General features: G+C 63.5%; 27 protein-coding genes. 15 read left to right on the plus strand and 12 right to left on the minus strand.

From position 1 onward, the window contains the following. Nucleotides 1-74: 74 nt before the first annotated feature. From AC1D0N_RS10385 to AC1D0N_RS10410, 6 genes are all read left to right on the plus strand, one after another. Entirely contained in the window at nucleotides 75-1,259 is a 1,185-nt protein-coding gene (locus tag AC1D0N_RS10385) for a cell wall hydrolase (RefSeq protein ID WP_477243447.1), read from the plus strand. A gap of 254 nt (nucleotides 1,260-1,513) precedes the next feature. Beyond that, a complete protein-coding gene (locus AC1D0N_RS10390) occupies nucleotides 1,514-1,906 on the plus strand; it encodes an AtpZ/AtpI family protein (protein ID WP_477243449.1) in 393 nt (130 codons plus the stop codon). A gap of 66 nt (nucleotides 1,907-1,972) precedes the next feature. After that, a complete protein-coding gene (locus AC1D0N_RS10395) occupies nucleotides 1,973-2,731 on the plus strand; it encodes a F0F1 ATP synthase subunit A (RefSeq protein ID WP_477243451.1) in 759 nt (252 codons plus the stop codon). Nucleotides 2,732-2,799: 68 nt separating this feature from the next. Beyond that, nucleotides 2,800-3,024, plus strand: a complete 225-nt coding sequence (locus AC1D0N_RS10400; protein ID WP_006206606.1) for a F0F1 ATP synthase subunit C — start codon at nucleotides 2,800-2,802, stop codon at nucleotides 3,022-3,024. Nucleotides 3,025-3,104: 80 nt separating this feature from the next. Beyond that, nucleotides 3,105-3,686: a F0F1 ATP synthase subunit B gene (locus AC1D0N_RS10405; RefSeq protein ID WP_477243453.1), complete on the plus strand. Its 582-nt coding sequence runs from the start codon at nucleotides 3,105-3,107 to the stop codon at nucleotides 3,684-3,686. 10 nt (nucleotides 3,687-3,696) lie between these two features. After that, nucleotides 3,697-4,188 carry a F0F1 ATP synthase subunit B gene (locus AC1D0N_RS10410; RefSeq protein WP_477243455.1) on the plus strand — a complete coding sequence of 164 codons (492 nt, stop codon included), beginning with the start codon at nucleotides 3,697-3,699 and terminating at the stop codon, nucleotides 4,186-4,188. A gap of 298 nt (nucleotides 4,189-4,486) precedes the next feature. Here AC1D0N_RS10410 and AC1D0N_RS10415 read toward each other — a convergent pair whose 3' ends face one another. Continuing rightward, nucleotides 4,487-5,182 carry a ribonuclease HII gene (locus AC1D0N_RS10415; RefSeq protein ID WP_477243457.1) on the minus strand — a complete coding sequence of 232 codons (696 nt, stop codon included), beginning with the start codon at nucleotides 5,180-5,182 and terminating at the stop codon, nucleotides 4,487-4,489. Nucleotides 5,183-5,333: 151 nt separating this feature from the next. Continuing rightward, nucleotides 5,334-6,488, minus strand: coding sequence for a PA0069 family radical SAM protein (locus AC1D0N_RS10420; protein ID WP_477243458.1), 1,155 nt, complete (start codon nucleotides 6,486-6,488; stop codon nucleotides 5,334-5,336). A gap of 149 nt (nucleotides 6,489-6,637) precedes the next feature. Here AC1D0N_RS10420 and AC1D0N_RS10425 point away from each other — a divergent pair, with 149 nt between their 5' ends. Both AC1D0N_RS10425 and AC1D0N_RS10430 read left to right on the plus strand, forming a co-directional pair. Continuing rightward, nucleotides 6,638-7,141 carry a glycosyltransferase gene (locus AC1D0N_RS10425; protein ID WP_477243460.1) on the plus strand — a complete coding sequence of 168 codons (504 nt, stop codon included), beginning with the start codon at nucleotides 6,638-6,640 and terminating at the stop codon, nucleotides 7,139-7,141. 163 nt (nucleotides 7,142-7,304) lie between these two features. Next, entirely contained in the window at nucleotides 7,305-8,279 is a 975-nt protein-coding gene (locus tag AC1D0N_RS10430) for a hypothetical protein (RefSeq protein WP_477243462.1), read from the plus strand. 9 nt (nucleotides 8,280-8,288) lie between these two features. Here AC1D0N_RS10430 and moaB read toward each other — a convergent pair whose 3' ends face one another. From moaB to AC1D0N_RS10460, 6 genes are all read right to left on the minus strand, one after another. Beyond that, nucleotides 8,289-8,840, minus strand: coding sequence for a molybdenum cofactor biosynthesis protein B (gene moaB / locus AC1D0N_RS10435; protein ID WP_477243464.1), 552 nt, complete (start codon nucleotides 8,838-8,840; stop codon nucleotides 8,289-8,291). Further along, the gene (locus AC1D0N_RS10440) at nucleotides 8,827-9,720 is read right to left on the minus strand and encodes a 4-(cytidine 5'-diphospho)-2-C-methyl-D-erythritol kinase (RefSeq protein ID WP_477243466.1); all 894 of its coding nucleotides are present in this window, start codon (nucleotides 9,718-9,720) and stop codon (nucleotides 8,827-8,829) included. Before AC1D0N_RS10440 ends, moaB begins: the two co-directional genes overlap by 14 nt. Before the next feature lie 26 nt (nucleotides 9,721-9,746). Beyond that, nucleotides 9,747-9,932, minus strand: a complete 186-nt coding sequence (locus AC1D0N_RS10445) for a hypothetical protein (protein WP_477243468.1) — start codon at nucleotides 9,930-9,932, stop codon at nucleotides 9,747-9,749. A gap of 83 nt (nucleotides 9,933-10,015) precedes the next feature. Next, on the minus strand, nucleotides 10,016-10,879 hold the full coding sequence (locus AC1D0N_RS10450; RefSeq protein ID WP_477243470.1) for a S49 family peptidase: 864 nt from the start codon (nucleotides 10,877-10,879) through the stop codon (nucleotides 10,016-10,018). Nucleotides 10,880-10,963: 84 nt separating this feature from the next. After that, on the minus strand, nucleotides 10,964-11,764 hold the full coding sequence (locus AC1D0N_RS10455; RefSeq protein ID WP_477243472.1) for a tRNA1(Val) (adenine(37)-N6)-methyltransferase: 801 nt from the start codon (nucleotides 11,762-11,764) through the stop codon (nucleotides 10,964-10,966). Beyond that, the gene (locus AC1D0N_RS10460; protein WP_477243474.1) at nucleotides 11,764-11,988 is read right to left on the minus strand and encodes a putative signal transducing protein; all 225 of its coding nucleotides are present in this window, start codon (nucleotides 11,986-11,988) and stop codon (nucleotides 11,764-11,766) included. Before AC1D0N_RS10460 ends, AC1D0N_RS10455 begins: the two co-directional genes overlap by 1 nt. Nucleotides 11,989-12,207: 219 nt before the next feature. Here AC1D0N_RS10460 and AC1D0N_RS10465 point away from each other — a divergent pair, with 219 nt between their 5' ends. Together AC1D0N_RS10465 and AC1D0N_RS10470 are read left to right on the plus strand one after the other, a co-directional pair. Then, complete coding sequence (locus AC1D0N_RS10465) at nucleotides 12,208-13,224, plus strand: polyprenyl synthetase family protein (RefSeq protein WP_258603703.1); 1,017 nt, start codon at nucleotides 12,208-12,210, stop codon at nucleotides 13,222-13,224. 248 nt (nucleotides 13,225-13,472) lie between these two features. Then, nucleotides 13,473-15,248: a tetratricopeptide repeat protein gene (locus tag AC1D0N_RS10470; protein WP_477243476.1), complete on the plus strand. Its 1,776-nt coding sequence runs from the start codon at nucleotides 13,473-13,475 to the stop codon at nucleotides 15,246-15,248. A 57-nt stretch (nucleotides 15,249-15,305) separates the two neighbouring features. Here AC1D0N_RS10470 and AC1D0N_RS10475 read toward each other — a convergent pair whose 3' ends face one another. Continuing rightward, on the minus strand, nucleotides 15,306-15,767 hold the full coding sequence (locus AC1D0N_RS10475; RefSeq protein WP_477243478.1) for an N-acetyltransferase family protein: 462 nt from the start codon (nucleotides 15,765-15,767) through the stop codon (nucleotides 15,306-15,308). 229 nt (nucleotides 15,768-15,996) lie between these two features. Here AC1D0N_RS10475 and AC1D0N_RS10480 point away from each other — a divergent pair, with 229 nt between their 5' ends. Next, on the plus strand, nucleotides 15,997-16,917 hold the full coding sequence (locus AC1D0N_RS10480) for a glycine--tRNA ligase subunit alpha (RefSeq protein WP_477244012.1): 921 nt from the start codon (nucleotides 15,997-15,999) through the stop codon (nucleotides 16,915-16,917). Here AC1D0N_RS10480 and AC1D0N_RS10485 read toward each other — a convergent pair. After that, a complete protein-coding gene (locus tag AC1D0N_RS10485) occupies nucleotides 16,914-17,054 on the minus strand; it encodes a hypothetical protein (protein WP_477243479.1) in 141 nt (46 codons plus the stop codon). The two genes, AC1D0N_RS10480 and AC1D0N_RS10485, sit on opposite strands and share 4 nt — an antisense overlap. 192 nt (nucleotides 17,055-17,246) lie before the next feature. On the opposite strand from AC1D0N_RS10485, the gene glyS reads away from it, so the two are divergent. Then, a complete protein-coding gene (gene glyS, locus AC1D0N_RS10490) occupies nucleotides 17,247-19,778 on the plus strand; it encodes a glycine--tRNA ligase subunit beta (RefSeq protein ID WP_477243481.1) in 2,532 nt (843 codons plus the stop codon). A 164-nt stretch (nucleotides 19,779-19,942) separates the two neighbouring features. Beyond that, nucleotides 19,943-20,278: an ATPase gene (locus tag AC1D0N_RS10495; RefSeq protein ID WP_477243482.1), complete on the plus strand. Its 336-nt coding sequence runs from the start codon at nucleotides 19,943-19,945 to the stop codon at nucleotides 20,276-20,278. Nucleotides 20,279-20,381: 103 nt separating this feature from the next. Here AC1D0N_RS10495 and AC1D0N_RS10500 read toward each other — a convergent pair whose 3' ends face one another. Together AC1D0N_RS10500 and AC1D0N_RS10505 are read right to left on the minus strand one after the other, a co-directional pair. After that, on the minus strand, nucleotides 20,382-20,768 hold the full coding sequence (locus tag AC1D0N_RS10500; protein ID WP_477243484.1) for a hypothetical protein: 387 nt from the start codon (nucleotides 20,766-20,768) through the stop codon (nucleotides 20,382-20,384). A 91-nt stretch (nucleotides 20,769-20,859) separates the two neighbouring features. Beyond that, nucleotides 20,860-21,363, minus strand: a complete 504-nt coding sequence (locus tag AC1D0N_RS10505; RefSeq protein WP_477243486.1) for a hypothetical protein — start codon at nucleotides 21,361-21,363, stop codon at nucleotides 20,860-20,862. 159 nt (nucleotides 21,364-21,522) lie between these two features. Here AC1D0N_RS10505 and AC1D0N_RS10510 point away from each other — a divergent pair, with 159 nt between their 5' ends. After that, nucleotides 21,523-22,497 carry an L-threonylcarbamoyladenylate synthase gene (locus tag AC1D0N_RS10510; protein ID WP_477243488.1) on the plus strand — a complete coding sequence of 325 codons (975 nt, stop codon included), beginning with the start codon at nucleotides 21,523-21,525 and terminating at the stop codon, nucleotides 22,495-22,497. A gap of 9 nt (nucleotides 22,498-22,506) precedes the next feature. Continuing rightward, entirely contained in the window at nucleotides 22,507-23,937 is a 1,431-nt protein-coding gene (locus AC1D0N_RS10515) for an FAD-binding oxidoreductase (protein ID WP_477243490.1), read from the plus strand. Nucleotides 23,938-24,092 lie beyond the last annotated feature (155 nt).

Genomic DNA, 24,092 nt, shown 5'->3' on the forward strand with positions numbered 1-24,092 from the left:
CGTTAACGCCCCATCAAGGTTAATGCATCATTGTCCCTCTCCAGTGGGTCGGTTCTGCGTTTCTGGAGAGTTCAGTGCATCGACGTGTTTTGAAGCGGCTTGTCGCCGCCGCCGGTGAGAAAAATCGTTCCTTCCTGTCTCCGTTCATTATCGGGCTCGGCATCTGGGTCGGCTTTCCCACAGATATTGCCTACCAGGATATGACGAGCCTGGTTTCCGGCCTCGAGGCGCCGAATTCGCGCTGGAACTCCTATGTCGAGAAATCCGTCGCCGGCTCCGTCCATGCCGCCGAAATGCCGTTCGTCGATTCCATCAGCACCGGCTCGATCTCGGGCTCGGGCGTGCGCTTGCCCGGCATCGGCACCGTCTCGTTTCGCGGCAAGGGCAGCGTCGCCGGCGTGACGCCCGACGAGGAGCGCGTCATGCGCGCCGACAAGAAGGGCCGCATCATCCAGGTCTCGCCGGTGTCGCCGCCAAAGGACTTCAACGCCGGCTCGATCTTCCAGCGCACCTCCTCGCTGCTGCGCCCCAGCATGGACAGCGGCCTCAAGATGGCTTTCGCCAGGCCGCAGATCAAAGGCAAGGAAATCCAGATCGCCCAGGCGTTCCATACGCGTGAGGACAAGAAGCCCGATCCCGGCATGCCGGCCATGCTTGCCGCGCTGGTCAACAACGATCGCCCGGACGTTCTGGCGACCGCCTATGCACAGGCCGAGCCCGACTATGCCAAGGCCTCGCCCTTCGAAGCCCTGCTGCAGGACGAGGAGCCGAACAACGGCCGCTTCATTCCACCGATGGCCAAGGGCGATCATTCGTGGATCCAGAACCCGCTGCCGGCGAGCGTCTTCTCCGCCAAGGAGCAGACATGCCTCGCCAACGGTATCTATTTCGAGGCGCGCGGCGAGACCGTGCGCGGCCAGGCGGCTGTCGCCCAGGTCATCCTCAACCGCGTCCGCAATCCGGCCTATCCGAATTCGATCTGCGGCGTCGTCTACCAGAACGACAACTGGCTCAACCGTTGCCAGTTCTCCTTCGCCTGCGACGGCAGGAAGAAGCGTATCGACAGCCCCGCTCACTATAAGACCGCGCAGGAAGTCGCCATGGCGGTCACCGCCGGCAAGATCTTCATTCCGGAAGTCGGGTCGTCGACGCATTACTACGCCAATTATGTCCATCCGGGCTGGGCGCGCACGATGCAGAAGATGACCAAGATCGGCCTGCACATCTTCTACCGCACCTATGGCGGCGGCTGGAGCTGAGCGCTCGCCAACCGCCCTATCTTTTCCCCGATGCCCGGTCGGTCAAACCGCCATTGCCTGGAGGATTCGGGGCCTGTATCCCCGCTGCCGCGCCGGGCACGATGTCGCACCTTTACAAGTCATTGATTTCACTATAGAAAATACATGGCTTTGAAGTTCCGCCCGTGGCTTGACGGGCGCAAACCCTCTAACTATGTTGCCGGCGACTTTAGAAGCGGACGGACGGCGACGTTCTGACCGGGCAGGGGGGTTCGATGGCCGACAAGAACGGGCCAGACGGAACCGGAGAAACCGGCCGCGGCAAACAGCACGATGCCGACATCCGCGACGACGAACTCGAGCGCCGCCGGCGCGACCTTGAAGCAACGCTTGCGACAAGACGGCCGGACCGGAGCGAGGGGAAAGACGACGCGAAAGCGGTGGCCGGATATGGCCAGGCCCTGAAGCTGTCCAGCGAGTTTATCGCCGGTATAGTGGTGGGCGTGGGCCTTGGCTGGTTTCTGGATCGCGTGGCGGGAACATCGCCATGGGGTCTGGTCGTGGGTCTGCTGCTGGGATTTGGCGCCGGTGTGCTCAATGTCCTGCGTACGGCAGGCGTCGTGGCGGAATTCGGACAGAGCGGCAAACCGCGCGATCCGAAAGAATGAAGGCGCTGCTTGCCGGCGCAATGAACAAGACACTCAAGCCGCGCGCGGCTTTGACGGGGATGTAAAGTGGCTGCTGACAAGGTCGATCCGATCCACCAGTTCCATATCATCAAACTGCTTCCGATCAACATCGGCGGCTATGACCTGTCCTTCACAAATTCGGCATTGTTCATGGTCGCGACCGTGGCCGTCGCATCCGCCTTTCTCTACCTCTCGACGTCGAGCCGCAGCCTGGTTCCCGGCCGGTTGCAGTCGGTTTCGGAAATGGCCTACGAGTTCGTCTCGAACATGCTCAGGGATGCCGCCGGAACCCAGGGGCTGAAGTTCTTCCCCTTCGTGTTTTCGCTGTTCATGTTCGTGCTGGTCGCCAATCTGCTCGGGCTTTTCCCCTATTTCTTCACGGTTACTAGCCACATCATCGTCACCTTCGGCCTCGCCGCCCTGGTCATCGGCACCGTGGTCGTTTACGGCTTCATGAAGCACGGCCTCGGCTTCCTCAAGCTGTTCGTGCCGCATGGCGTTCCTGTCTTCCTGCTGCCGCTGGTGGTGCTGATCGAAGTGATTTCCTTCGTCTCGCGCCCGGTCAGCCTCTCGGTTCGTCTGTTCGCCAACATGCTGGCCGGCCACATCACGCTGAAGGTGTTCTCGGGCTTTGTCGTCAGCCTGAGCGCGCTCGGCGCTGTCGGCATTGCCGGCTCGATCCTGCCGTTGGCCATGGCGGTGGCGCTGACGGCGCTGGAACTGCTGGTCGCTTTCCTGCAGGCCTACGTCTTTGCCGTCTTGACCTGCATGTACCTGAACGACGCCCTGCACCCGGGGCACTGAGCAAGAGTTTCCGGCAGTCGTGCCGGATGGAATCGCAACGGAATTTCAGATCCAAAGGAGTTGAACAAATGGACGCAGAAGCAGCAAAGTACATTGGCGCCGGCATCGCTTGCCTGGGCATGGGTGGCGCAGGCATTGGCCTGGGCAACATCTTCGGCAGCTACCTGGCGGGCGCGCTGCGCAATCCGTCGGCCGCCGATGGCCAGTTCGGTCGCCTGATTTTCGGCTTCGCCGTGACCGAAGCTCTGGGCATCTTCTCGCTTCTCATCGCGCTTCTGGCCCTGTTCGGCTGAGCCCCTATCGGGCAAGCGTTGAGAAGATTGGACAGGCCGGCCGCAACTCTGCGGCCAAGCCTGAATTTCGGGGATAGTCCATGTTCGTGACATCTGCCTTTGCGCAAGAGACAGCGCCCGCCGCGACGGAAGGCGACACGCATTCCGGCACCGGCGTGCCTGCCGAAGCGCACGGCGCGTTCCCGCCATTCGATCCGGCGACGTTCCCGTCGCAGCTTCTGTGGCTGGCGATCACCTTCGGGCTGTTCTACCTGTTCCTGAAGAAAGTGGTGATGCCGCGCCTTGGTGGCATCATCGACGTGCGCAACGATCGCATTTCGCAGGATCTCGACCATGCCGCCAGGCTGAAGGGCGAGGCTGACGCCGCCGTTGCTGCCTATGAGCAGGAACTGGCGGAAGCCAAGGCCAAGGCCAACGCGATCGGCCAGCAGGCCAACGACGCGGCCAAGGCGGAAGCCGAGACCGCGCGCAAGAAGGTCGAAGCCGCCCTCGACAAGAAACTCGGTGAGGCCGAGGCCAGCATTGCTTCCATCAAGGCCAACGCCATGAAGGAAGTCGGCAGCATCGCCGAGGACACGGCTTCGGCCATTGTCGAGGCGCTTGTCGGCGGCAAGACCAGCAAGGCCGAGATCGCGGCTGCGGTCAAATCCGTGGCCCGGTGAGGAGCGCATTATGGACGCCACATCTCTCGCGACGCTTTGGGCCACGGTTGCCCTCGTCATTTTCCTCGGCGTTGCCGTCTACATCAAGGTGCCGGGCCTGATCGCCAAGGCGCTCGATGCCCGCGCCGCCAAGATCAGCAACGAGCTTGAGGAAGCACGCCGGCTGCGCGAGGAGGCTCAGCAGCTGCTCGGCCAATACCAGCGCAAGCGCAAGGAAGCCGAGCAGGAGGCAGCAAGCATCGTCGCTGCCGCCAAGCGCGAAGCAGAATTGCTTGCCGCCGAGGCGCACAAGAAGACCGAGGACTATGTTGTCAGGCGCACAGCACTTGCCGAGCAGAAGATCGGCCAGGCCGAGCGCGATGCGGTCGCCGAAGTGCGCGCCAGCGCCGTCGACATCGCCGTCGAAGCCGCCCGCGCGCTGCTCGCCGGCAAGATCGACGCCAAGGCCGGCGCGGAGCTTTTCAAGGCCTCGCTGCAGGACGTGAAGTCCAAGCTGAACTAGACGATCGCATCAATCGGATCATCGAAAGCCGCCCGGGCAACCTGGCGGCTTTTTTGTTGTTGGCGGATAATCTCCCCCCTCGAGGGGGAGATGTCGCCGAAGGCGACAGAGGGGGTCGGTTCGACCGGGCGCGACCTCCTGTCCGGCGAAAGAAAAGGCCAGCACTTCACGCGAGGCGACCCCCTCTGGCCTGCCGGCCGTTCACCGCTCGGAAAGCCAAGCAATTGGCTTTCCGTCCGCTTTGCGGAGCGCTCCTCAACCCCCTCGAGGGGGGAGATCAGCTGGCGCGACCGTCGCGCTATTCCAGCCCGGCAAAACTCTCCTCTTCGACCACCTCAACCCCGCCCAGCCTGAACGGCGCAAACGACACCCGATGCAGCCGTGCCACCGGCCCATGCGCCTCGATCGCGGTGCGGTGCCGAACCGTCGCGTAGCCCATATGGACCTCGAAACCGTAGTTCTCGTGGTGGCTGCCGCAGCCGCACATCATGCGGTCGCGCATTACCTTGGCAACGATCGAGGCGGCGGCGATCGATTGCGAGCGCTGATCGCCCTTGATCAGCGCGCGGCCCAGGCAAGGCAGGCCCGGCGGCACGTCGCGGCCGTCGGCCAGCGCCAGTTTTGCCTGTATGGGCAGGCCGACAAGCGCGCGCCGCATCGCCTCTAAGCTGGCCTTGAGGATATTGCTGCCGTCTATGCCTTCCGCGCTGATCGAGGCCATCGACACGCCGAAGGCGGAACCGAGGATTTTGAGGAACAGCGCCTCGCGCTGCAGATGGCTGAGCCGCTTGGAATCGTCAAGCCCTTCGGGAATGTTGGCGGGATCGAGGATGACGGCTGCCGCCACCACCGGCCCTGCCAGCGGCCCGCGGCCGGCCTCGTCCATCCCAGCCACCGGCCAAAGGCCTTCGGCCATCGCCTTCGTCTCGAAGGAGAAGTCGGGCTTCTCTACGATTTCAAAAAGAAGCGGAGAATCGGAACGCGCGCGAGCCATGTTGCGGCGAGGTTCGCATCGGCTCCGATTCTCCGCAAGTCCCTCCAGGGTCAGGTGGGGCAAGACCGGGAGGGCACCGTCTGCAGGCCGGGGGACAGGCCGGACGGGATTTCTTCGTCTGCCGGCCGGCAACGGCAAGCAGATGATAATTTCAAAGCAGCATCAACTGCTCGGTCGCGTTGGCCGCGGCGACGAACTGGTCCGTCCGGAGCGTGCGCCGCTCGGCATTGAGGCCGAGCCGCTTGGCGGTGATCTCAAATCGCCGGCCGATCTGCCAGGCATAGGGGCCAGCACCTTTCATGCGCTTGCCCCACTCCGAATCGTAATCCTTGCCGTCGCGCATCGAACGGATCAGCGACATCACGTGGCGATAGCGGTCGGGATAATGGCGCAGCAGCCAGTCCTTGAAGATCGGGCTGACCTCCAGCGGCAGGCGCAGCACGACATAGCCGGCCTCTCGCGCTCCGGCAGCGCGTGCCGAATCGAGGATGCGTTCCATTTCCTGGTCGGTCAGGCCGGGGATGATTGGCGCCACCATCACCGAAGCCGGGATGCCGGCGTCCGAAAGCTGCCTGATCGCCTCCAGCCGCTTGGTCGGCGTCGAGGCGCGTGGCTCCATAGTTCTGGCCAGCATGCGGTCCATCGTCGTCACCGACAGCGCCACCTTGGCCAAGCCCCGTTCGGCCATGCGCGACAGGATGTCGATGTCGCGCGTCACCAAGGCGGATTTGGTGACGATGCCGACCGGATGGCCGCGCGCTTCCAGCACTTCGAGGATCTCGCGCATGATCCGGTACTGCTTTTCGATCGGCTGGTAGGGATCGGTGTTGGTGCCGATGGCAATGATGCGCGGCTGGTAGCCGTCCTTCGACAGTTCCTTGTCGAGCAACCGTGCCGCATCCGGCTTGGCAAACAGCTTCGATTCGAAATCCAGTCCCGGCGACAGCCCCATGAAGCTGTGCGTCGGCCGCGCGAAGCAGTAGACGCAGCCATGCTCGCAGCCGCGATAGGGATTGATCGAGCGGTCGAAGGAAATGTCGGGCGATTCGTTGCGGGTGATGATGGTGCGCGGCTTCTCGACCTGCACCTCGGTCTTGAAAGGCGGTAGTTCCTCAAGCGAATTCCAGCCGTCGTCGAAGACATGCCGGCTGACCGGCTCGAAGCGGCCGGACGGATTGATGCCGGCCGAGCGGCCGCGATTGCGGTCCGGACGGACACGCATGCCGCTCTGTTCGATCATCGCATTGGCCATCTCGGCTCTTCCTGCCCCGAAGGCTGCAATGTCCGCACGCACGATATGTTCCATTTCGCCCTCTCCCAGGGACTGTCGGTCGGCTGTCGAATCGCTCTGTTCATGAAACTATTCCTATTTTGTCGATGAGAACAAAGCAAGAACTTTTTATGCCGCGATGCGAAAACTGGCGTGGAGCGCAGCTTTCCGCTATTCGGCTAACCATGCTCACCGTCCTGATCGAAACCCTTGATGACGAAGAGGGCCTTGCCCGCACGCTCGCCTCGCTGATCGGCGGCGCGGTCGAGGGCGTGGTGCGCGATGTCATCGTCTGCGACACCGGTTCCACCGACCAGACGCATCGCGTCGCCGAACATGCCGGCTGCCATTATGTCAGCGGCGGCATTGCGGCCGGCATCAGGCAGGCGAAAGGCGAGTGGCTGCTGTTGCTGGAACCGGGCGCGCGGCTGGCGGAAGGCTGGATCGACGAAGTCGTCGCCCATACGGCCAGGCAAACCATGCCGGCGCGGTTCTCACGCGCCCGCGGCAACCGCACGCCGTTCCTGTCACGGCTCTTTTCGGGAAACCGGGCGCTCGCCGAAGGGCTGGTGATCAGCAAGCGACAGGCCACCGCCTTGTCGAAAAACGCGCGCAGCGCCGAGGCCATCGCGCGCGGCCTTGCGACCAAACGGCTCAATGCCGACATCTGGGTGGCGCCGGCGAAGTGAGGGCCTGCGCCTCCTCCAGATTTTGCAGGGCACACATTATTGTGCATTGCACAAAATATGACGTGAGGCTAACATTTCATCGATGCGGGACATCAGGGTTTGGGTAATGCCGGAGCGGTGAGCACCGACGCGCGTCAGTGCCGCGTTCATACCCGAGGACCCGATGACCTTTACAAGCCCTGACAAATCCGGCGCCGCCAGCCTTGAGGCAATTGCGCGAAACGGCAGCCTGCTGCGCCGTATTGCAGCGCGTATTCCGACCTATCTGACCGATCTTCGCGAGAACCCGGCCTGGCTGCCGATGTTCATGCTGGCCCGCACCATGCCGGGGCGGCGCCTGCACTGGCTTGGCGCCAAAGCGGCCAAGCCGGCAGGCGAGGCAGGGGATACGATGTTTACCGGCGTCGACCGCACCGCCGTCGTCAACGCGCTGAAATCGGATGGGTTGTTTTCCGGGTTTGTCCTGCCGCAGGCGATCCATGAGGAAATCACCAGCTTTGCGCAGCGCACGCCTTGCTTCGGCAATTTCGACCGCCGTCTCGAGTTCTTGGCCGACGATCATGCCGAGGCTGAAAAGCGTTTTGGCCGCTCCTTGCTCAGCGGCCACTTTTTCGAGCGCATCCTGGACTGCGACGCAGCTCTTGCAATCCAGCGCGATCCGCTGCTTCTCGACATTGCCGCGAACTATCTCGGCGGCCAGGCAAAACTGATCACCACGCGCGTCTGGTGGAGCTTTCCGACCGGGGCTGCCTCGGACGCCGACAAGAACCTGGCGTCGCTCGGCAAATACCATTTCGATCTCGACGACTGGCGGATGCTGAAATTCTTCTTCTATCTGAAGCCCGTCGATGCCGGCACCGGTCCGCATGTCTATGTCAGGGGCAGCCACAAGCGCCGCGCCCTGAAGCATCAGCTGACGCTGCTCGTCGGCCATCCGGCGCAAGACGTGCTCGGCGTCTATGGCGACGAGAGCCCGGTGACGCTGACCGGCGAGGCAGGTCTCGGCTTTGTCGAGGACCCGTTCGGTTTCCACATGGGCACCGTGCCGACGCGCACGCCGCGGCTGATGATGGAAGTCGGCTTCGGCGTGTCACCGCCCTCGCGCCGGCGCTTTCATGGCGAACCGGTCATTCGCTGATCTGGGCTCTTATCCGCTCTTGCCGCGCCGCAGATGCTCGTCCAGGCGCGGCATGATCTCGACGAAGTTGCAGGGCATGTGCCGGTAGTCGAGCTGCGGCTTCAAGATGCCGTCCCAGGCATCCTTGCAGGCGCCGGGCGAGCCTGGCAGCACGAAGACGAAGGTGGCGTTGACGACGCCGCCGGTCGCCCGGCTCTGGATCGTCGAGGTGCCGATCTTGTCGTAGGAAATGCGGTGAAACACTTCGGAAAAGCCGTCCATGCGCTTTTCGAAGATCGGCTCCAGCGCTTCCGGCGTCACGTCGCGGCCTGTAAAGCCGGTGCCGCCGGTGGTGATCACCACATCGATATCCTTGTCCCGCGACCAGCCTAATACCGTGTCACGGATCTTGTCGCGGTCGTCGGTGACGATGTCGCGGGCGGCCAGGATATGGCCGGCCTCGGCGATGCGATCGGCCAGCGTCTGGCCGGATTTGTCGTCGGCAAGGCTGCGCGTATCGGAAACCGTCAGCACCGCGATGCGCACTGGAATGAAGGAACGGCTTTCGTCAATTCTGGCCATCAGCTCCCTCCGATGCGATGCTGCGCGTCGCGGCGACAAACCAGTCCGGTTCGCGGCTGCGGATTTCGGCAGCCGCGCGCTTGGCCACATTGCCGGTCTCGAACAGTCCGAAGCAGGTTGCACCGGAACCCGACATCCGCGAGAATCCCGATCCGGCTCTGTTCAACACCGAGAGCGCCCTGCCGATGGCGGGCAGGATGGCGCTGGCCGCCGGCTCGAGATCGTTGCGGGTGATCTCCAGCCAGTTGCGGACGCTGTGAAAATCGAAATTACGCGGCAGCGGCGGCAGCGCCGCATTGTCGCGACGGGCAAGGGCTGCGAACACCTCGGCGGTGGAGACGGCGGTGCCGGGATTGACCAGAACCAGCCCAAGGGCGGGAAAGCTAGGCACCATCGACAGCTCGTCGCCAACGCCGCGCGCGATCAGCGGTTTTGCCGCAAGGCACATCGGAACGTCGGCGCCAAGCGAGAGACCGATCCGCGCCAGTTCGGCGTCGTCGATATCCAGTCGCCATGCCTGCGCCAGACCGCGCAGCACCGCCGCGGCGTCGCTCGAGCCGCCACCGACGCCGGAGGCGACCGGCAGGTTCTTTTCAAGCCGGATGGTCACCGGCGGCGTGTGCTGCAGGCCGGCCGCCTTGCGCAGCGCGTCGCGCGCTTTCACCACCAGATTGTCGCCGTCGAACGGCACCGCGGCTGCGTACTTGCCAGACACCGAAAACTGATCACTGTCGGCAAGCGCCGTCTCCACCCTGTCGCCGAAACGGGTGAACACGGCCAGGCTTTCGATCAGGTGATAGCCATCCGGCCGCCTGCCGGTGACGTGCAGCGCAAGATTGATCTTGGCATGCGCAGGCCACGTCCGGGCGTCGGAATTCACGGTCTCGGCGGCGAGGGAGATGGCGGTCAGTCCTTGGCCAGGCGGTATTCGCCGGTCTTCGGATCCTTGACCAGCGTGCCCATCGTGCCGTTGGCCGCCTGCTTTTCGGTGCGCCGTATCTTGGCCGTCACGCGCTGCGCTTCCCTGACGAAAGAGCGGTATCCGACATAGGCCAGCGCCCCGACGGCGGCGAAGAAAATGATCTGTGGCATGTCAAAACTCCTCCCTCGCAGGGCTGGCAAACGCGGCCGGTGGGGTCGGTCAACCACTCATGCTAGCCGTTTTCACCGGCTTTTCAAAGCCCGAAGCGCGCCCACAGCGCGCGTTCTTCCGCCGCGTCGACCACGCCGGTCGCGGCGGCGGCGGCGATGTCGGGGGCGGAAAAGCCCTGGCTCGAGCCGAACAGGCCGAACCGGCTGAGGAAGCCGCGCGGCGTGGTGATCAGCTTGAGCTGGGTCTTGGCCCCGAAACGCGTCTTGAGCACGGTGCGCATATCGCCCAGCGCATCGACGAGGCCAAGCTCCAGCCCTTTCTTGCCGGTCCAGAACAGGCCGGTGAACAAGTCCGGGTCGTTCTTGAGCTTGCTGCCGCGCCGGTCCTTGACCAGGTCGATGAAGGTGTCGTGAACCTCGAGCTGCAGCGCCTTCAGCCGTTCGACATCTTCCTTCTTCTCCGGTTTGAACGGGTCGAGCACCGCCTTGTTCTGGCCGGCAGTATGGACGCGCCGCTCGACGCCGATCTTCTTCATCAGTTCGGGAAAGCCGAACGAGGCCGACACCACGCCGATCGAACCGACGATGGAGGACGGATCGGCAAAGATCTCGTCGCCGGCGACCGCGATCATGTAGCCGCCCGACGCCGCCACGTCCTCGACGAACACCAGAACTTTCTTGTTCTTCTCGGTTGCCAGGTCGCGGATGCGTTTGAAGATCAACCGCGACTGCACCGGCGAGCCGCCCGGTGAATTGATCGAGATGGCAACCGCGGGCGCGTCGAAGGAAAATGCCTTTTCGATGAGACCGGCGGTCGAGGCCAGTGACAGGTTCTGCCGGAACTGGCCACCGCCCGACATGATGGTGCCATGCAGCCGGATAACTGGAATGGTGACGACGGTGGAGCGCCAGGATTTCGGCAGCAGGCGGTTCAAAAGGCGTTTCACGAGGGCACTATCTCCGGTCAATTGCTCGAGCGCATGTAGGAATTCGCCGGCCAACGGCAATGCCGCCGCACCGGCTGGGCAAAATCAGTCGCCGAACAGCGACGCCAGCCCGTTGTTGATCATCTCGGTCCGCTCCGATGGCCCGTCGCCCGATTGTTCATGCAGCATCAGCGGCGGGCGGATCGACAGTTTGCCGCGCGCGCCGAGTGCCGCCCTGACGACGATGCGGATCGCCGCCGCCTCGGGGCGAGGGTGCACTGCCAGCATTTCGGCATCGCCGAAGCGGCCTGAGATTGCTACGAGCAGGATGCCGAGCTGCTCCGGTCGCGCGATGACGGCAAGCCCGCCGCGCGGCCTGGCGACAGCCGCCGCACTGCGGATCCAGCTCTCGAACAGCCCGTCCTCCATGACATGCGCCTCTTTCCTCAAGCGGTCGGGCGTGGCGCGATCCTCGGCGGCGTTGAAGGGCGGGTTCATGATGACGAAATCGAAGGAATTGTCGGCAAGGCCGGCCAGCGTTCGCGCCCGGCCCGACAGCGTGACATCGGCTGTCAGCACCGAGCCGCGGTCGCCGAGATGCGCGTTGCCGGGGTGGGCAAGCGTGGTTGCGGCAAAGGCTGCCATTTCGGCGGAGCGTTCGACCAGCACCACCTCGGCAGCCGGACAGCGTGACAGCACCGCCAGACCGGCGGCACCCGCGCCGGCGCCGAAATCGGCCAGGCGCCCAGTGAAGGCGGATGGCACGGAAGCCGCCAGCATCATGGCGTCCATGCCGGCGCGGTGGCCTGCCTGTCGCGGCTGCACCAGCCAGAAGCGCCCGCGATGGAAGGCGTCGACCGTGTGGGCCGGCGTATCCGGGACAGAGGCGGCTGGTGACGCGGCCATTATTTTTGACGGATCTCGTTGGCGATGCCGGCATCCGTCAGGATGCGCCGGGCCATATCGGCCTGATCGGCGTCGACCATGATGCGCCTGGGCAGGATGCCGATCGACCCGTCGAGCACGCTCATGTTCTGGTCGGCGACGAAACAGCCGATGCCGGCATCGCGCATCAGCGATTCGACAAAGGAGATGATGACGGCGTCGTTGGTGCGGATGAGCTCTATCATCGGATGAAACTCGCAGCTTGCGGCGTCGATGTAAACGCTGGAGCATGGTGCCGAAAAGTGTGAAGCGGTTTTCGGTCAACGCCATGCTCTCTCTCGAATATTGACACGCCGTCACCGCAACCGCGCCAATTCGCCTCTTGCCGTGCCCGTGGGTGCAGCCCTAGAGTCATGCAGGGACAAGGGCCGTCGCGCGCGTGCTATCAGACGGGAGTGATTGTAGTGGGTGTCGTTCTCAACATCGAAAACGGGAAGCGGGAAGCCGCCTCCATCAAGGATCTCATCGACCTGACGGCGGCCGATATGGGGCGCGTCAATGAGCTGATCCTGTCCAAGGCCGGCTCCGATGTCGAGATGATCCCGGAGGTTGCCAACCATCTGATCTCGTCTGGCGGCAAACGGTTGCGGCCGATGCTGACGCTCGCCGCCGCCCAGATGTTCGGCTATTCCGGCGAGGGCCACGTCAAGCTCGCCACATCGGTTGAATTCATGCACACGGCGACGCTTTTGCACGATGACGTCGTCGACGAGAGCGGCATGCGGCGCGGCAAGAAGACTGCCCGCATGATCTGGGGCAACCAGGCGAGCGTGCTGGTCGGCGATTTCCTGCTCGGCCAGGCTTTTCGCATGATGGTCGATGTCGGCTCGCTCGAGGCGCTCGACATCCTGTCCAGTGCCGCTTCCATCATCGCCGAGGGCGAGGTGATGCAGCTTGCCGCCGCCAAGAACCTCGAAACCACCGAGGATGAGCATTTTGCGGTCATCAAGGCCAAGACCGCGGCGCTGTTTTCCGCCGCTGCCGAGGTCGGCCCGGTCATCGCCTTGGCGACGCGCAACGATCGCGCGGCCCTGCGCTCCTACGGCATGAACCTCGGTCTCGCCTTCCAGCTGATCGATGACGCGCTGGATTATGGCGGCTCCAGCAAGGATCTCGGCAAGAATGTCGGCGACGATTTCCGCGAGGGCAAGGTGACGCTGCCGGTGATCCTCGCCTACCGGCGCGGCACCAAGGCCGAGCGCACCTTCTGGAAACGCGCCATCGAGGACAATGTCACCGACGATGCCGGGCTGGAAAAGGCCATCGGCCTGATGACCCGCCATGGCGCCATTGCCGACACGATCGGCCGTGCCCGCCATTTCGGCGAAATCGCCCGCGACGCGCTGGCGCCGCTGGAGGCGACGCCGCAGAAATCGGCATTGATCGACGTCATCGATTTCTGCATCAGCCGGGTGAACTGACAAGCTTCCCGGTACGTATCGGGTGCGGCATTGCCGTCGCGAGGCGTTCCAGGCTCGAAAGCAGGCCCGGATTGCCCTTTCAAGCGCATCATTTGGCCGTTTCGCGATGGTTTATTAATCGCATGACCCGATTGTGAATTTGAGGCGGATTGAAGCCTGACCCCAAAAAGGCCATGCTTTGTCGGGAAAAGATCGAGTCTACGGCGATCCCGCTGACGCGGGGCTCGCGTTTGGCTGAAAGGGATACGATGCGGCAAGGACGTGTGCGCTGGCTGACAGGGCTGGCAATTGTGACGGGCATGGCGATCTCCAGTCTGCCGGCCTATGCCAAACAGACCACCGAACCGGTCAAGATCACGTCGTTTTCGGGAGCCTATCTGGCCGCGCGGATCGCCGAAGGCGACAACGACCTCGACAATGCCATTGCCTACTACAAGCAGGCGCTCGCCTTCGCTCCCGGCGACACCTCCTTGCAGCAGAGCCTGATGCTGTCGCTGATCGCGCAAGGCCGCTTCGAAGAATCCCTGGCCTATGCCGACAAGCTCAAGGAAGTTCCCGACGTCGAGCGCTTCTCGCGCCTGGCGCTGGCGGTCGATTCCTTCCACAAGAAGGATTTTACCAAAGCCCAGTACTGGCTCAAGCTGTCGCTCGAATCCGATCTCGACCGGCTCATCTCCGGTGTCATGTCCGGTTGGGCGCAGCAAGGTGCCGGCGACGCCACCGAAGCGATGGCCTCCGTCGACAAGCTCCAGGGTCCGGACTGGTTCGGCCTGTTCAAATCCTTCCATCGCGCGCTGATCGCCGACGCCTCGGGCCAGTCCGAAAAAGCCGATGCGATCTACGCCGCGACCTTGGCCGACACCACCGCCGGTGGCGCTTCGCCCGAAACCTGGATGCGCAATGCGCAGGCTTACGCTTCTTTCCTCGCTCGCAAGGGCGACAAGGACAAGGCGCTGTCGGTGCTCGACCAGGCCGAGGCGTTTTCGCCGGGCAAGCTGGAAATAACGGCCCTGCGCGACAAGATCAGCAAGGGCGAGAAGATCGAGCCTTTTGTTGCCGGCCCGTCGGACGGCGCTTCGGAAATCCTGCTCGACCTCGCCACCGCGCTCAACCGCGGCGGCGGCGAGCCGTTCGTCCGCCTCTATCTGCAATACGCTTTGGCGCTGAAGCCTGAAAGCGACGCTGCCCTGGTGCAGCTCGCCGCCGTTTCCGAGCAGTTGAAGGACGGCGAGGGTGCCATTGCGCTCTATCGCCGTATCCCCGACTCTTCGCCGCTGAAGGAGCTTTCGGACCTGCAGCTCGGCCTCAACCTTGCCGATCTCGACCGCCATGACGAGGCGATCGCCCATCTGAAGGCGTTCGTCGCCGCCCATCCGGACGACATGCGCGCCTATCTGGCGCTCGGCGGTGTCTATTCCTCGAAGGACGATTTCCGCTCGGCCGCCGATCTCTACGACAAGGCGGTCGCGGTGCTGAAGACACCGAGCGCGGCCAACTGGAACGTCTACTACCAGCGCGGCATCGCCTATGAGCGGCTGAAGGAATGGCCGAAGGCCGAGCCGAATTTCCGCAAGGCGCTGGAACTGTTGCCCGACCAGCCGCAGGTTCTGAACTATCTCGGCTATTCCTGGGTCGACATGAACATGAACCTCAAGGAAGGCCTGGCGATGATCCAGAAGGCCGTCGATCTCAGACCGAGCGATGGCTACATCGTCGATTCACTGGGCTGGGCCTATTTCCGCATGGGCCGGTTCGACGACGCCGTGCGCGAAATGGAGCGGGCCGTGTCGCTGAAGCCGGAAGATCCGGTGTTGAACGACCATCTCGGCGACGCTTACTGGCGCGTCGGCCGCAAGCTGGAAGCCACCTTCCAGTGGAACCAGGCCCGCGACCTGAAGCCGGACCCTGATGTGCTCGCCACCTTGCAGCAGAAGCTCTTGAAGGGCCTGCCGCCGATCGTATCCAACACGGCGCAGGAAACCCCGAAGGTCAAGCCCGAGCCGGCGACTGCCCCGAAAGGCTGAGCGGCCCATCCTGATTTTTCGTAACAAACGGGGCCGATGTCGGCCCCGTTTTCTTGATCAGAACAGCTTGCGATAGACGACGAAGCCGGAGCGATCCCCGATCTTGTCGTACAGCTTCATCGCCGTGTGGTTGGTCTCATGCGTCAGCCAGTAGACCCGGCCTGAACCTGCGGCTTTGGCAAGGTCGTAGACGCCATTGATGAGGGCCCTGCCGACGCCCTTGCCACGCGAAGCCTCTGACGTGAAAAGATCCTGCAGATAGCAGTTCGGCGCAATCGCCGTGGTGCTGCGGTGATAGAGGTAGTGCACGAGGCCGAGCAACTGCCCGCCGCTCTCGGCAACCAGCGCATGCACCGGCTCATAGGCATCGAAAAAGCGCGACCATGTCATCTCGGTGATTTCGCGCGGCAGGGCCGTCTCGCCCGAGCGGCCGTAAAAGGCATTGTAGCCGTCCCACAGCGGCAGCCATTGCTCGAAATCCTGTCGCGTGACGGGGCGGACGGTGATTGGGCTAGACATTGCTGGACCTGCTGTCGTTGACACTGGCGATGCGAGGGTCGAACAGACCGCAGGCTGCCATGGCCGGCAATGGGCCAGCCGCCCGCAAAGCTTTCAACGTGCCCTTTGCGCCGTCGCAGCGATCCCATGCCGGCAGGCCTTGCCTTGACGCTTGCCGGCCAGGCATCTAGGGAATGCCGCATTCCGCCGCTCCGTCGAGGCCGCCGTGACCGTCAATATTCCCGCCCACATGCATCCCAGCCGCTCCTTCCAGGGACTGATCCTGACCTTGCACAATTACTGGGCGGACTATGGTTGCGTTATCCTGCAGCCCTACGACATGGAAGTCGGCGCCGGCACATTTCATCCGGCGACGACGCTGCGCGCGCTCGGGCCAAAACACTGGAACGCCGCCTATGTGCAGCCCTCGCGCCGGCCCAAGGACGGGCGCTATGGCGAGAACCCGAACCGGCTGCAGCATTATTACCAGTACCAGGTGATCCTGAAGCCCAATCCGCCCAATCTGCAGGAGCTCTATCTCGGCTCGCTAGCGGCCATCGGCGTCGACCCGCTCCTGCACGACATCCGCTTCGTCGAGGACGACTGGGCAAGCCCGACGCTGGGCGCCTGGGGGCTGGGCTGGGAGTGCTGGTGCGACGGCATGGAAGTGTCGCAGTTCACCTATTTCCAGCAGGTCTGCGGCATCGAATGCGCGCCGGTGGCGGGCGAGTTGACCTACGGGCTGGAGCGGCTGGCCATGTATGTGCAAGGCGTCGACAATGTCTACGATCTTAACTTCAACGGCCGCGAAGGCACCGACAAGGTGACCTATGGCGACGTCTTCCTGCAGGCCGAGCAGGAATATTCGCGCCACAATTTCGAATACGCCAACACGGCGATGCTGCTGCGCCATTTCGAAGACGCCGAAGCCGAGTGCAAGGCGCTGCTCGATGCCGGCGCGCCGGCCTCGAACGACAATCTGCCGATGCATCGGATGGTCTTCCCGGCCTACGACCAGTGCATCAAGGCCAGCCATGTCTTCAACCTGCTCGACGCGCGCGGCGTGATCTCGGTCACCGAACGGCAGAGCTACATCTTGCGGGTGCGCAATCTGGCGAAAGCCTGCGGCGAGGCGTTTTTGCTGACGCAGGCAGGTGGCCTGGCCGCCTAGTTCCTTGCTGAGAGAGTAAAGGCGTCCATCGTCTGCAAGGCGCGGCGAACGCCCGGCATCGCGAACGCGCCATGAACCTGCGCGGTAAAGCAGGCGCTGAGTGCGAGGATCTGCAGCAATGTCGATATCGTCTTCATGGTCGTTCAGCCAATAGTTCTCTGCCTGAGCGTGTGTCGCTTCAGCGCTGCGTTCGGTTCATGGAAATCTTTGATCCAAGGACGGGTGGGCTGACCGCAGCCCGACAGCACGGTCAAAATTTCTGGAAAGGGTGACAGCGGCCAGCCGAGTTGCTATGCCCCGCCCGGACCATTGCCGCGTGAGCCCTATCCATGCCTGACCTGCTTCTAGAACTCCGCTCGGAAGAGATCCCTGCCCGCATGCAGCGCAAGGCGGCGGGCGATCTCAGGAAGATGCTGACCGACGGTCTGGTTGAGGCCGGGCTGACCTATGACGCCGCGCGCGAATACTGGACGCCGCGGCGGCTCACGCTCGACATCAGGGGCCTGACCGCGCGCTCGAAGGACATTCACGAGGAGATCAAGGGGCCGTCGACGACGGCGCCGGAACAGGCCGTGCAGGGATTTCTGCGCAAGGCCGGGCTGGCTTCGATTGCCGAGGCGCATGTTCATTCCGACCCGAAGAAGGGGGACTTCTATGTCGCCCACATCTCCAAGCCGGGCAGGGCGGCGGAAGAAATCATCGCCGAACTGGTGCCGGCTATCATCCGCAGCTTCCCCTGGCCGACATCGATGCGCTGGGGGCCGGCCTCGGCGAAACCCGGCTCTTTGCGCTGGGTGCGGCCGCTGCAGTCGATCCTGTGCACCTTCGGCCCGGAGACCGAGGAGCCGGTGGTGGTCGATTTCGAGATCGACGGCATCCGCGCGGGCAATGTCACCTACGGCCACCGCTTTCATGCGCCGGATGCCATCACCGTGCGCCGCTTCGATGACTATGTGACCAAGCTGGAGGCGGCGAAGGTCGTGCTCGATGGCGACCGGCGCAAGGAAATCATCCTTGCCGATGCCAGGAACCTCGCCTTCGCCAACGGGCTCGACCTGGTCGAGGACGAGGGGCTGCTGGAGGAAGTGTCAGGCCTGGTCGAATGGCCGGTCGTGCTGATGGGCGAGTTCGAGCAGGATTTTCTCGCCATTCCGGCCGAGGTGATCCGGCTGACCATCCGCGCCAACCAGAAGTGTTTTGTGACGCGGCCACAAGGCACCAGCGAAGGCCTTTCCAACCGCTTCATCCTGACAGCCAACATCGAGGCCAGGGATGGCGGCAAGGAGATCGCGCACGGCAACGGCAAGGTGGTGCGCGCCCGCCTGTCCGATGCGCTGTATTTCTGGAAGACCGACCAGGGCAACGTGCCTGATCTCGACCAGTTGCAGGCGTCGGCGGCAAAGTTCGGCCTCAATCTGAACAAGCCGCTCGACCAGCGCATGGCCCGCCTCGACCATCTCGGCGTCACCTTCCACGCCAAGCTCGGCACCCAGGGCGAGCGGGTGGAGCGGATTGCCCGGCTTGCTGAAGAATTGGCGCCGATCGTGGCGAAGTCGCTCTCCCCCCTCGAGGGGGAGATGGCCGGCAGGCCAGAGGGGGTTGCCGCGCGTGAAGCGCCGACGTCTTCTGTCCGCGAGAAGGAGTCGCACCCTGTCGTGCCGACCCCCTCCGTCGCCTTCGGCGACATATCCCCCTCGAGGGGGGAGATTCCCGCACTCGCCAAGCGGGCCGCTGTGCTGGCGAAGGCCGACCTCACCACCGAAGTGGTGGGCGAGTTTCCGGAATTGCAGGGCGCCATGGGCCGCAAATATGCGCTGCTCCAGGGCGAGCACGCGTCCGTCGCCGCGGCGATCGAGGAGCACTACAAACCGCAAGGTCCGTCTGACCGTGTGCCGACCGATCCGGTCTCGATTGCCGTGGCGCTCGCCGACAAGCTCGACACGCTGGTCGGTTTCTGGGCCATCGACGAAAAGCCGACGGGGTCAAAGGATCCTTACGCGCTACGAAGGGCGGCGCTGGGGGTGGTCAGGATCGTGCTCGAAAACAGGATCAAGCTTTCCTTTGGCGTTGCCATTGCAGCGACGGTTTCATCGGCGCTCGCGGCATATGAACGTCTGGGTGAGGGCGCCGAAAGCCGAGGCGTGGTGGCCATGCTGGATACTCGTATTCACGAGTACAGAGGCACGAGCCGTCTCTTACCGGAAGCAGGTCTTGTCGCTGAACTGGTGAAGAACGGCCTCGAGAAGGCAATTGCCGAAACCTTTGGCGCTTCCGATCCAGAGCGAGAATTCTTCGATGGCCAGCGCGTAATGGAGCTGGAAGCCTCCTTGGTCCCATTCATTGGCGACCTCCTCGCCTTCTTCCATGACCGCCTCAAAGTCTACCTCCGCGACCAGGGTGCGCGGCATGATCTGATCGACGCCGTCATCACGCCGCAGTCTGACGACCTCTTGCAGATCGTCAGCCGGGTCGAAGCGCTGGGCTCCTTCCTCGATACCGAGGATGGCAGGAACCTGCTCGCCGGCAGCAAGCGCGCGGCCAACATTCTTGCCGCCGAGGAGAAGAAGAAAACGGCGATTGCAAGCACTGTTGTGCCGGCTCTTTTCAGGGAGGATGCCGAGAAATCGCTGTTTGCGGCGGTGAATCAGGCTGAGAGGCAAGCCGGCGAAGCGATTCAGAATGAAGACTTTTCCGCCGCCATGCTGGCGCTTAGCGTGTTGCGTGAACCGGTTGATTCATTCTTTGAGCGTGTTCTCGTGAATGATGAGGACCAGACCGTGCGCGCCAACCGCCTGGCGCTGCTCGCCCGCATCCGCGCGGCGACCGATCAGGTCGCGGATTTCTCGAAGATAGCTGGCTAAGAGCATGATCCCGAAAAGTGGGAACCGGTTTTCGGACAAGATCATGCTCAAACAAAACAGCTGAAAAAAATCTGCCGGCCGGGCGTTCGAGCCGGCTTACAGTCATATGACGATGATCTCTCCGTGGCAAAAGGGACATGTTCTCCAACCCCACGGAGGCTTCCATGAATTCCGCTCACGAAATCGAAGTGACAGAAGAAACCTCGGGCGACGCCGAGGCGCTTGAATCCGCTTCCGAAACGACCCTCGATCAAACCGCTGCCGCTGCGATCGAAGCTGCCGATCTGTCGGATGACGACGAGGATGGCGATGACGAAGGCAGCGAAGACACCGACGAAGACGACGACAAGGCTGCCGTCCTCTCAGGCGACGACGAGGACGAAGACGACGACGAAGAAAATGACGACGAGGACGACGACAGCGTGAAGGCCGAAGGCGACGACGCTGACGAGAAGGACGAGTCCGACGAGGCCGCCGACGACAAGGATGAAGCGGCCTGAGATTTCTCGACCGACTGCAGTGACGAAACAGGGCGGCTCATCAGCCGCCCTGTTTTTTCAGTCCCGGATGCTGACCTTGTCAGTCTTCCCGAGGTTGACGAAGTCAATCCTCCAGAATGCTGACGTGCACGCTGTCTTCGTAGACGTCGACCTGGATCAACGGCTCGCCATTGACGATGGCGCGCTTGGTCGAGGAACTCATCGCGCCGCCGCGCTGCAGCATGCGCTGCAAATTCGCGCGGTCGTCATTGCTGCTGAACCAGTCGTCACCCTGATCATCGGCGTCGCGCCGGTGAAACTTGTGCCAGTTGGCGCGGTCCTGCCGCACCATCTGCGCGGCACTGTCCAGTTCGTAGCCATCGCTGGCATGGTGGTCCCGATCGGAAATGCGCGCGACATAGGACCCCAGCATGTCATCGGCGCGGGCAGCTCCCGTGCCCAGCAATGATGCCAGCAACAGGCCGGCGACGGTAAATGATCTAGCCTTCATGATAGCCCCCTGTGTCCTGAGCCGGGAAACCCGGCGCGGCGCTTTGGCATGATGGTGCGCCGGCCGGCGGATCGGCGTCAAGCCGAACAGTCTACATGAGTTTCTCTGCAGGGGGTCCCGGCGGTGTCGCTGGCGGAACCGTCGCTGCCGGTTGAGGCTGCGATTGTGTTTCAGGCTGTGGCTTGCCGTTCGTTGCGGTCGTTTCTCCTGCAGGCTTGGTATCAGCCACAGGTTTGGTGCCGGTTGCCGGCGCGGCCGCTGTCGTGGCCTTGGCCGGTGCGGCGGGCGACGCGAAGGCGCCGCCGACAACGCCGCCACGAATGATCATCGGAGGTTGCGTGGAGCCGGATTTGTGTTTGGGCTTTTCCGGGATCGCCGCGACCTTTTCAAAGGTGACATCCGGCTCAGGGTCGCCGAGTGCCACGATCGATGGCGTGGTGTAGGCAGCGATCTTCACCGGTTCGGCCGAGCCAAGCCTGACCACGGACGGCGTCGACGTCGATGCGCCGAGAACGAGAATTGAAGAGGCCTGTGCCCCGCCGGTCATCGCCGCCAGGGTAAAACCAAGCGCTCCAAGCATACGCACCGACACCATGATACTCCCCTTGCCCATGAAGCCGACACCATAGCGTTAGGGAATTGATGCCGGCTTGCGAGGAAGCATAGCATTTTAGGGATTGATAATTCGCCAACGCCCGGACTTGCCCCATAAGCGCCAGCGTACTACGCACCCGGCATCTGCGAGGTGATGACAGTGGCTGAGATAGTTGCCGCCGGCGAGGCGATGGAGCGGGCGCTGGCGTTGCTCGAAGGTGGCGACGTCGTCGCCATCCCGACCGAAACGGTCTATGGGCTGGCCGGCGACGCGACCAATGGCATCGGCGTGGCGCGCATTTTCGAGGCCAAGGGCCGCCCGCGCTTCAATCCGCTGATTGCCCATGTCGCCGATCTGGCGATGGCCGAGCGCATTGCGCTGTTCGATCCCCTGTCGAAAAGGCTGGCGCAGGCCTTCTGGCCCGGGCCACTGACGCTGGTGCTGCCGCAGCGGCCCGGCAACGGCATCCATCCGCTGGTCACCGCCGGGCTGGACACGATCGCACTGCGCATGCCGAAAGGCTTTGGCGGCGAATTGATCGCCAGGCTTGGCCACCCACTGGCGGCGCCCAGCGCCAATTCCTCTGGAAAAATCAGCGCCACCACGGCTGAGGCCGTGGTCGCCGATCTCGGTGCCAGGATCAGGCTGGTGGTCGATGGCGGCGCGACGCCGGTCGGGCTGGAATCGACCATCGTCAAGGTCGAAGGCGCAACAGTGCGGTTGCTGCGACCGGGCGGCATCGCCGCCGAGGAGATCGAAGCGATCGCGGGGACAAAACTGCTGCGCGGCGCGACAGCGGGCATTGAGGCGCCCGGCATGCTGGCCTCGCATTATGCGCCGGGTGCGGCGGTGCGGCTCAATGCCGAAAAAATCACCAGGGACGAAGCACTGTTGGCCTTTGGCGGCCGCCGTGCCGAAGGCTGGCAAGGCGCGGCGGCTGTGCGCAACCTCTCTGTATCAGGCGATTTGCGCGAAGCCGCCAGCAATCTCTTCGCACACCTTCAGGAGCTCGACCGCAGCGGCGCGACAAGCATTGCCGTCGAGCCAATCCCTTTCGACGGGTTGGGCGAAGCGATCAACGACCGGCTTGCGCGCGCCGCCGCCCCGCGTGACATCTCCGCATCCGAGACATAGCTTCCAGCCATGACCAAAATTCTCGCAGATCTCGACCCCGCCCTCATCGATCGCTTCGCGTCCATCGTCGGCGACAAATATGCGCTGCGCGACCAGCAGGATATCGCGCCTTACCTCACCGAGCGGCGCGGACTGTGGCACGGCAGGACAGCACTTGTGCTGAGGCCCGGCAGCGTCGACGAGGTCAGCCGCATCATGCGCCTGGCGAGCGAGACGGGAACGCCCATCGTGCCGCAGAGCGGCAACACCGGCCTGGTCGGCGCCCAGGTGCCGGACACCTCCGGTCGCGAAATCGTGCTGTCGCTGTCGCGGCTGAACCGCATCCGCGAGATCGATGTCCTCTCCAACACGGTGACCGTCGAGGCCGGCGTCATCCTGCAGACGCTGCAGGAAGCGGCCGATGCCGCCGACCGGCTGTTTCCACTGTCGCTCGCCGCGCAAGGCTCCTGCCAGATCGGCGGCAATCTCTCCTCCAATGCTGGCGGCACCGGCGTGCTTGCCTACGGCAATGCGCGTGAACTCTGCCTCGGCGTCGAAGTGGTGCTGCCGACCGGCGAGGTGTTCGACGACCTGCGCAAGCTGAAGAAGGACAACACCGGCTACGATCTGAAGAACCTGTTTGTCGGCGCCGAAGGCACGCTTGGCGTCATCACCGCCGCCGTGCTCAAGCTGTTCCCCAAGCCCAAGGGCCGCGAAGTGGCCTTTGCCGGCCTGTCGTCGCCTGAAGCAGCCCTTGCCCTGTTCAGCCTGGCGATGGGCCATGCTGGCGCCGCACTCACCGCCTTCGAGTTGATCGGCAGGCGGCCCTACGACTTCACACTTCTTCACGCGCAAGGCGTTGCAAGGCCGCTGGCCGAGGATTGGCCATGGTACGTGCTGATGCAGGTTTCCTCCGGCCGTTCGGCCGATGATGCCAAAGCGCTGATCGAGGAGGTACTGTCAGCCGGCCTCGAACAAGGCATCGTCGGCGATGCGGTGATCGCCGCAAGCCTTGCGCAGGGTGACGCCTTCTGGAATTTCCGCGAGGTGCTGCCCGAGTCGCAGAAGCCCGAGGGGGCCTCGATCAAGCATGACATCTCGGTGCCGGTGGCATCGATCCCTGGGTTTATCGAAAAGGCGGCTGGCGCCGTGGCGTCGGTCAGCGCCGGTGCGCGCGTGGTCTGCTTCGGCCACATGGGCGACGGCAATCTGCACTACAACATCTCGCGGCCTATCGACGGCGACGACGAGGCCTTTCTCGGCCTCTACCACGCCATGAACCATGCGGTGCACGATGTCGTGCGCTCCTTTCACGGTTCGATCTCGGCCGAGCACGGTATCGGCCAGTTGAAGCGCGACGAATTGATCGCGAGCGCGCCGCCGATGGCGATCGATTTGATGCGCAGGGTGAAGGCGGCCTTCGACCCGGCCGGCATCATGAATCCCGGTAAGGTTATCTGATCCTTTCGACATCTTGTGTTCGGTCTCATTCCGATAACCATCCCCTGAGATCAGCAAAATTTAACCGACTTTCTTAAGCCGGGCGGTAAGAAGCCCGGCCTAATATTCTCCACAACGAGGCAGGGAAAACCGGCCCGGAGAGACCCGCAAAACGG

This window comes from Mesorhizobium sp. P2_E10 (genome assembly GCF_056404235.1).

Excerpts from the sequence above, each read along its gene's own strand:
- AC1D0N_RS10390 (WP_477243449.1), top strand. The coding sequence starts at position 1,514 with ATGGCCGACAAGAACGGGCCAGACGGAACCGGAGAAACCGGCCGCGGC.
- AC1D0N_RS10400 (WP_006206606.1), top strand. The coding sequence starts at position 2,800 with ATGGACGCAGAAGCAGCAAAGTACATTGGCGCCGGCATCGCTTGCCTG.
- AC1D0N_RS10405 (WP_477243453.1), top strand. The coding sequence starts at position 3,105 with ATGTTCGTGACATCTGCCTTTGCGCAAGAGACAGCGCCCGCCGCGACG.
- AC1D0N_RS10410 (WP_477243455.1), top strand. The coding sequence starts at position 3,697 with ATGGACGCCACATCTCTCGCGACGCTTTGGGCCACGGTTGCCCTCGTC.
- AC1D0N_RS10415 (WP_477243457.1), bottom strand. The coding sequence starts at position 5,182 with ATGGCTCGCGCGCGTTCCGATTCTCCGCTTCTTTTTGAAATCGTAGAG.
- AC1D0N_RS10420 (WP_477243458.1), bottom strand. The coding sequence starts at position 6,488 with ATGGAACATATCGTGCGTGCGGACATTGCAGCCTTCGGGGCAGGAAGA.
- AC1D0N_RS10425 (WP_477243460.1), top strand. The coding sequence starts at position 6,638 with ATGCTCACCGTCCTGATCGAAACCCTTGATGACGAAGAGGGCCTTGCC.
- AC1D0N_RS10430 (WP_477243462.1), top strand. The coding sequence starts at position 7,305 with ATGACCTTTACAAGCCCTGACAAATCCGGCGCCGCCAGCCTTGAGGCA.
- moaB (WP_477243464.1), bottom strand. The coding sequence starts at position 8,840 with ATGGCCAGAATTGACGAAAGCCGTTCCTTCATTCCAGTGCGCATCGCG.
- AC1D0N_RS10445 (WP_477243468.1), bottom strand. The coding sequence starts at position 9,932 with ATGCCACAGATCATTTTCTTCGCCGCCGTCGGGGCGCTGGCCTATGTC.
- AC1D0N_RS10455 (WP_477243472.1), bottom strand. The coding sequence starts at position 11,764 with ATGGCCGCGTCACCAGCCGCCTCTGTCCCGGATACGCCGGCCCACACG.
- AC1D0N_RS10460 (WP_477243474.1), bottom strand. The coding sequence starts at position 11,988 with ATGATAGAGCTCATCCGCACCAACGACGCCGTCATCATCTCCTTTGTC.
- AC1D0N_RS10470 (WP_477243476.1), top strand. The coding sequence starts at position 13,473 with ATGCGGCAAGGACGTGTGCGCTGGCTGACAGGGCTGGCAATTGTGACG.
- AC1D0N_RS10475 (WP_477243478.1), bottom strand. The coding sequence starts at position 15,767 with ATGTCTAGCCCAATCACCGTCCGCCCCGTCACGCGACAGGATTTCGAG.
- AC1D0N_RS10480 (WP_477244012.1), top strand. The coding sequence starts at position 15,997 with ATGCATCCCAGCCGCTCCTTCCAGGGACTGATCCTGACCTTGCACAAT.
- AC1D0N_RS10485 (WP_477243479.1), bottom strand. The coding sequence starts at position 17,054 with ATGAAGACGATATCGACATTGCTGCAGATCCTCGCACTCAGCGCCTGC.
- glyS (WP_477243481.1), top strand. The coding sequence starts at position 17,247 with ATGCCTGACCTGCTTCTAGAACTCCGCTCGGAAGAGATCCCTGCCCGC.
- AC1D0N_RS10495 (WP_477243482.1), top strand. The coding sequence starts at position 19,943 with ATGAATTCCGCTCACGAAATCGAAGTGACAGAAGAAACCTCGGGCGAC.
- AC1D0N_RS10500 (WP_477243484.1), bottom strand. The coding sequence starts at position 20,768 with ATGAAGGCTAGATCATTTACCGTCGCCGGCCTGTTGCTGGCATCATTG.
- AC1D0N_RS10505 (WP_477243486.1), bottom strand. The coding sequence starts at position 21,363 with ATGGTGTCGGTGCGTATGCTTGGAGCGCTTGGTTTTACCCTGGCGGCG.
- AC1D0N_RS10515 (WP_477243490.1), top strand. The coding sequence starts at position 22,507 with ATGACCAAAATTCTCGCAGATCTCGACCCCGCCCTCATCGATCGCTTC.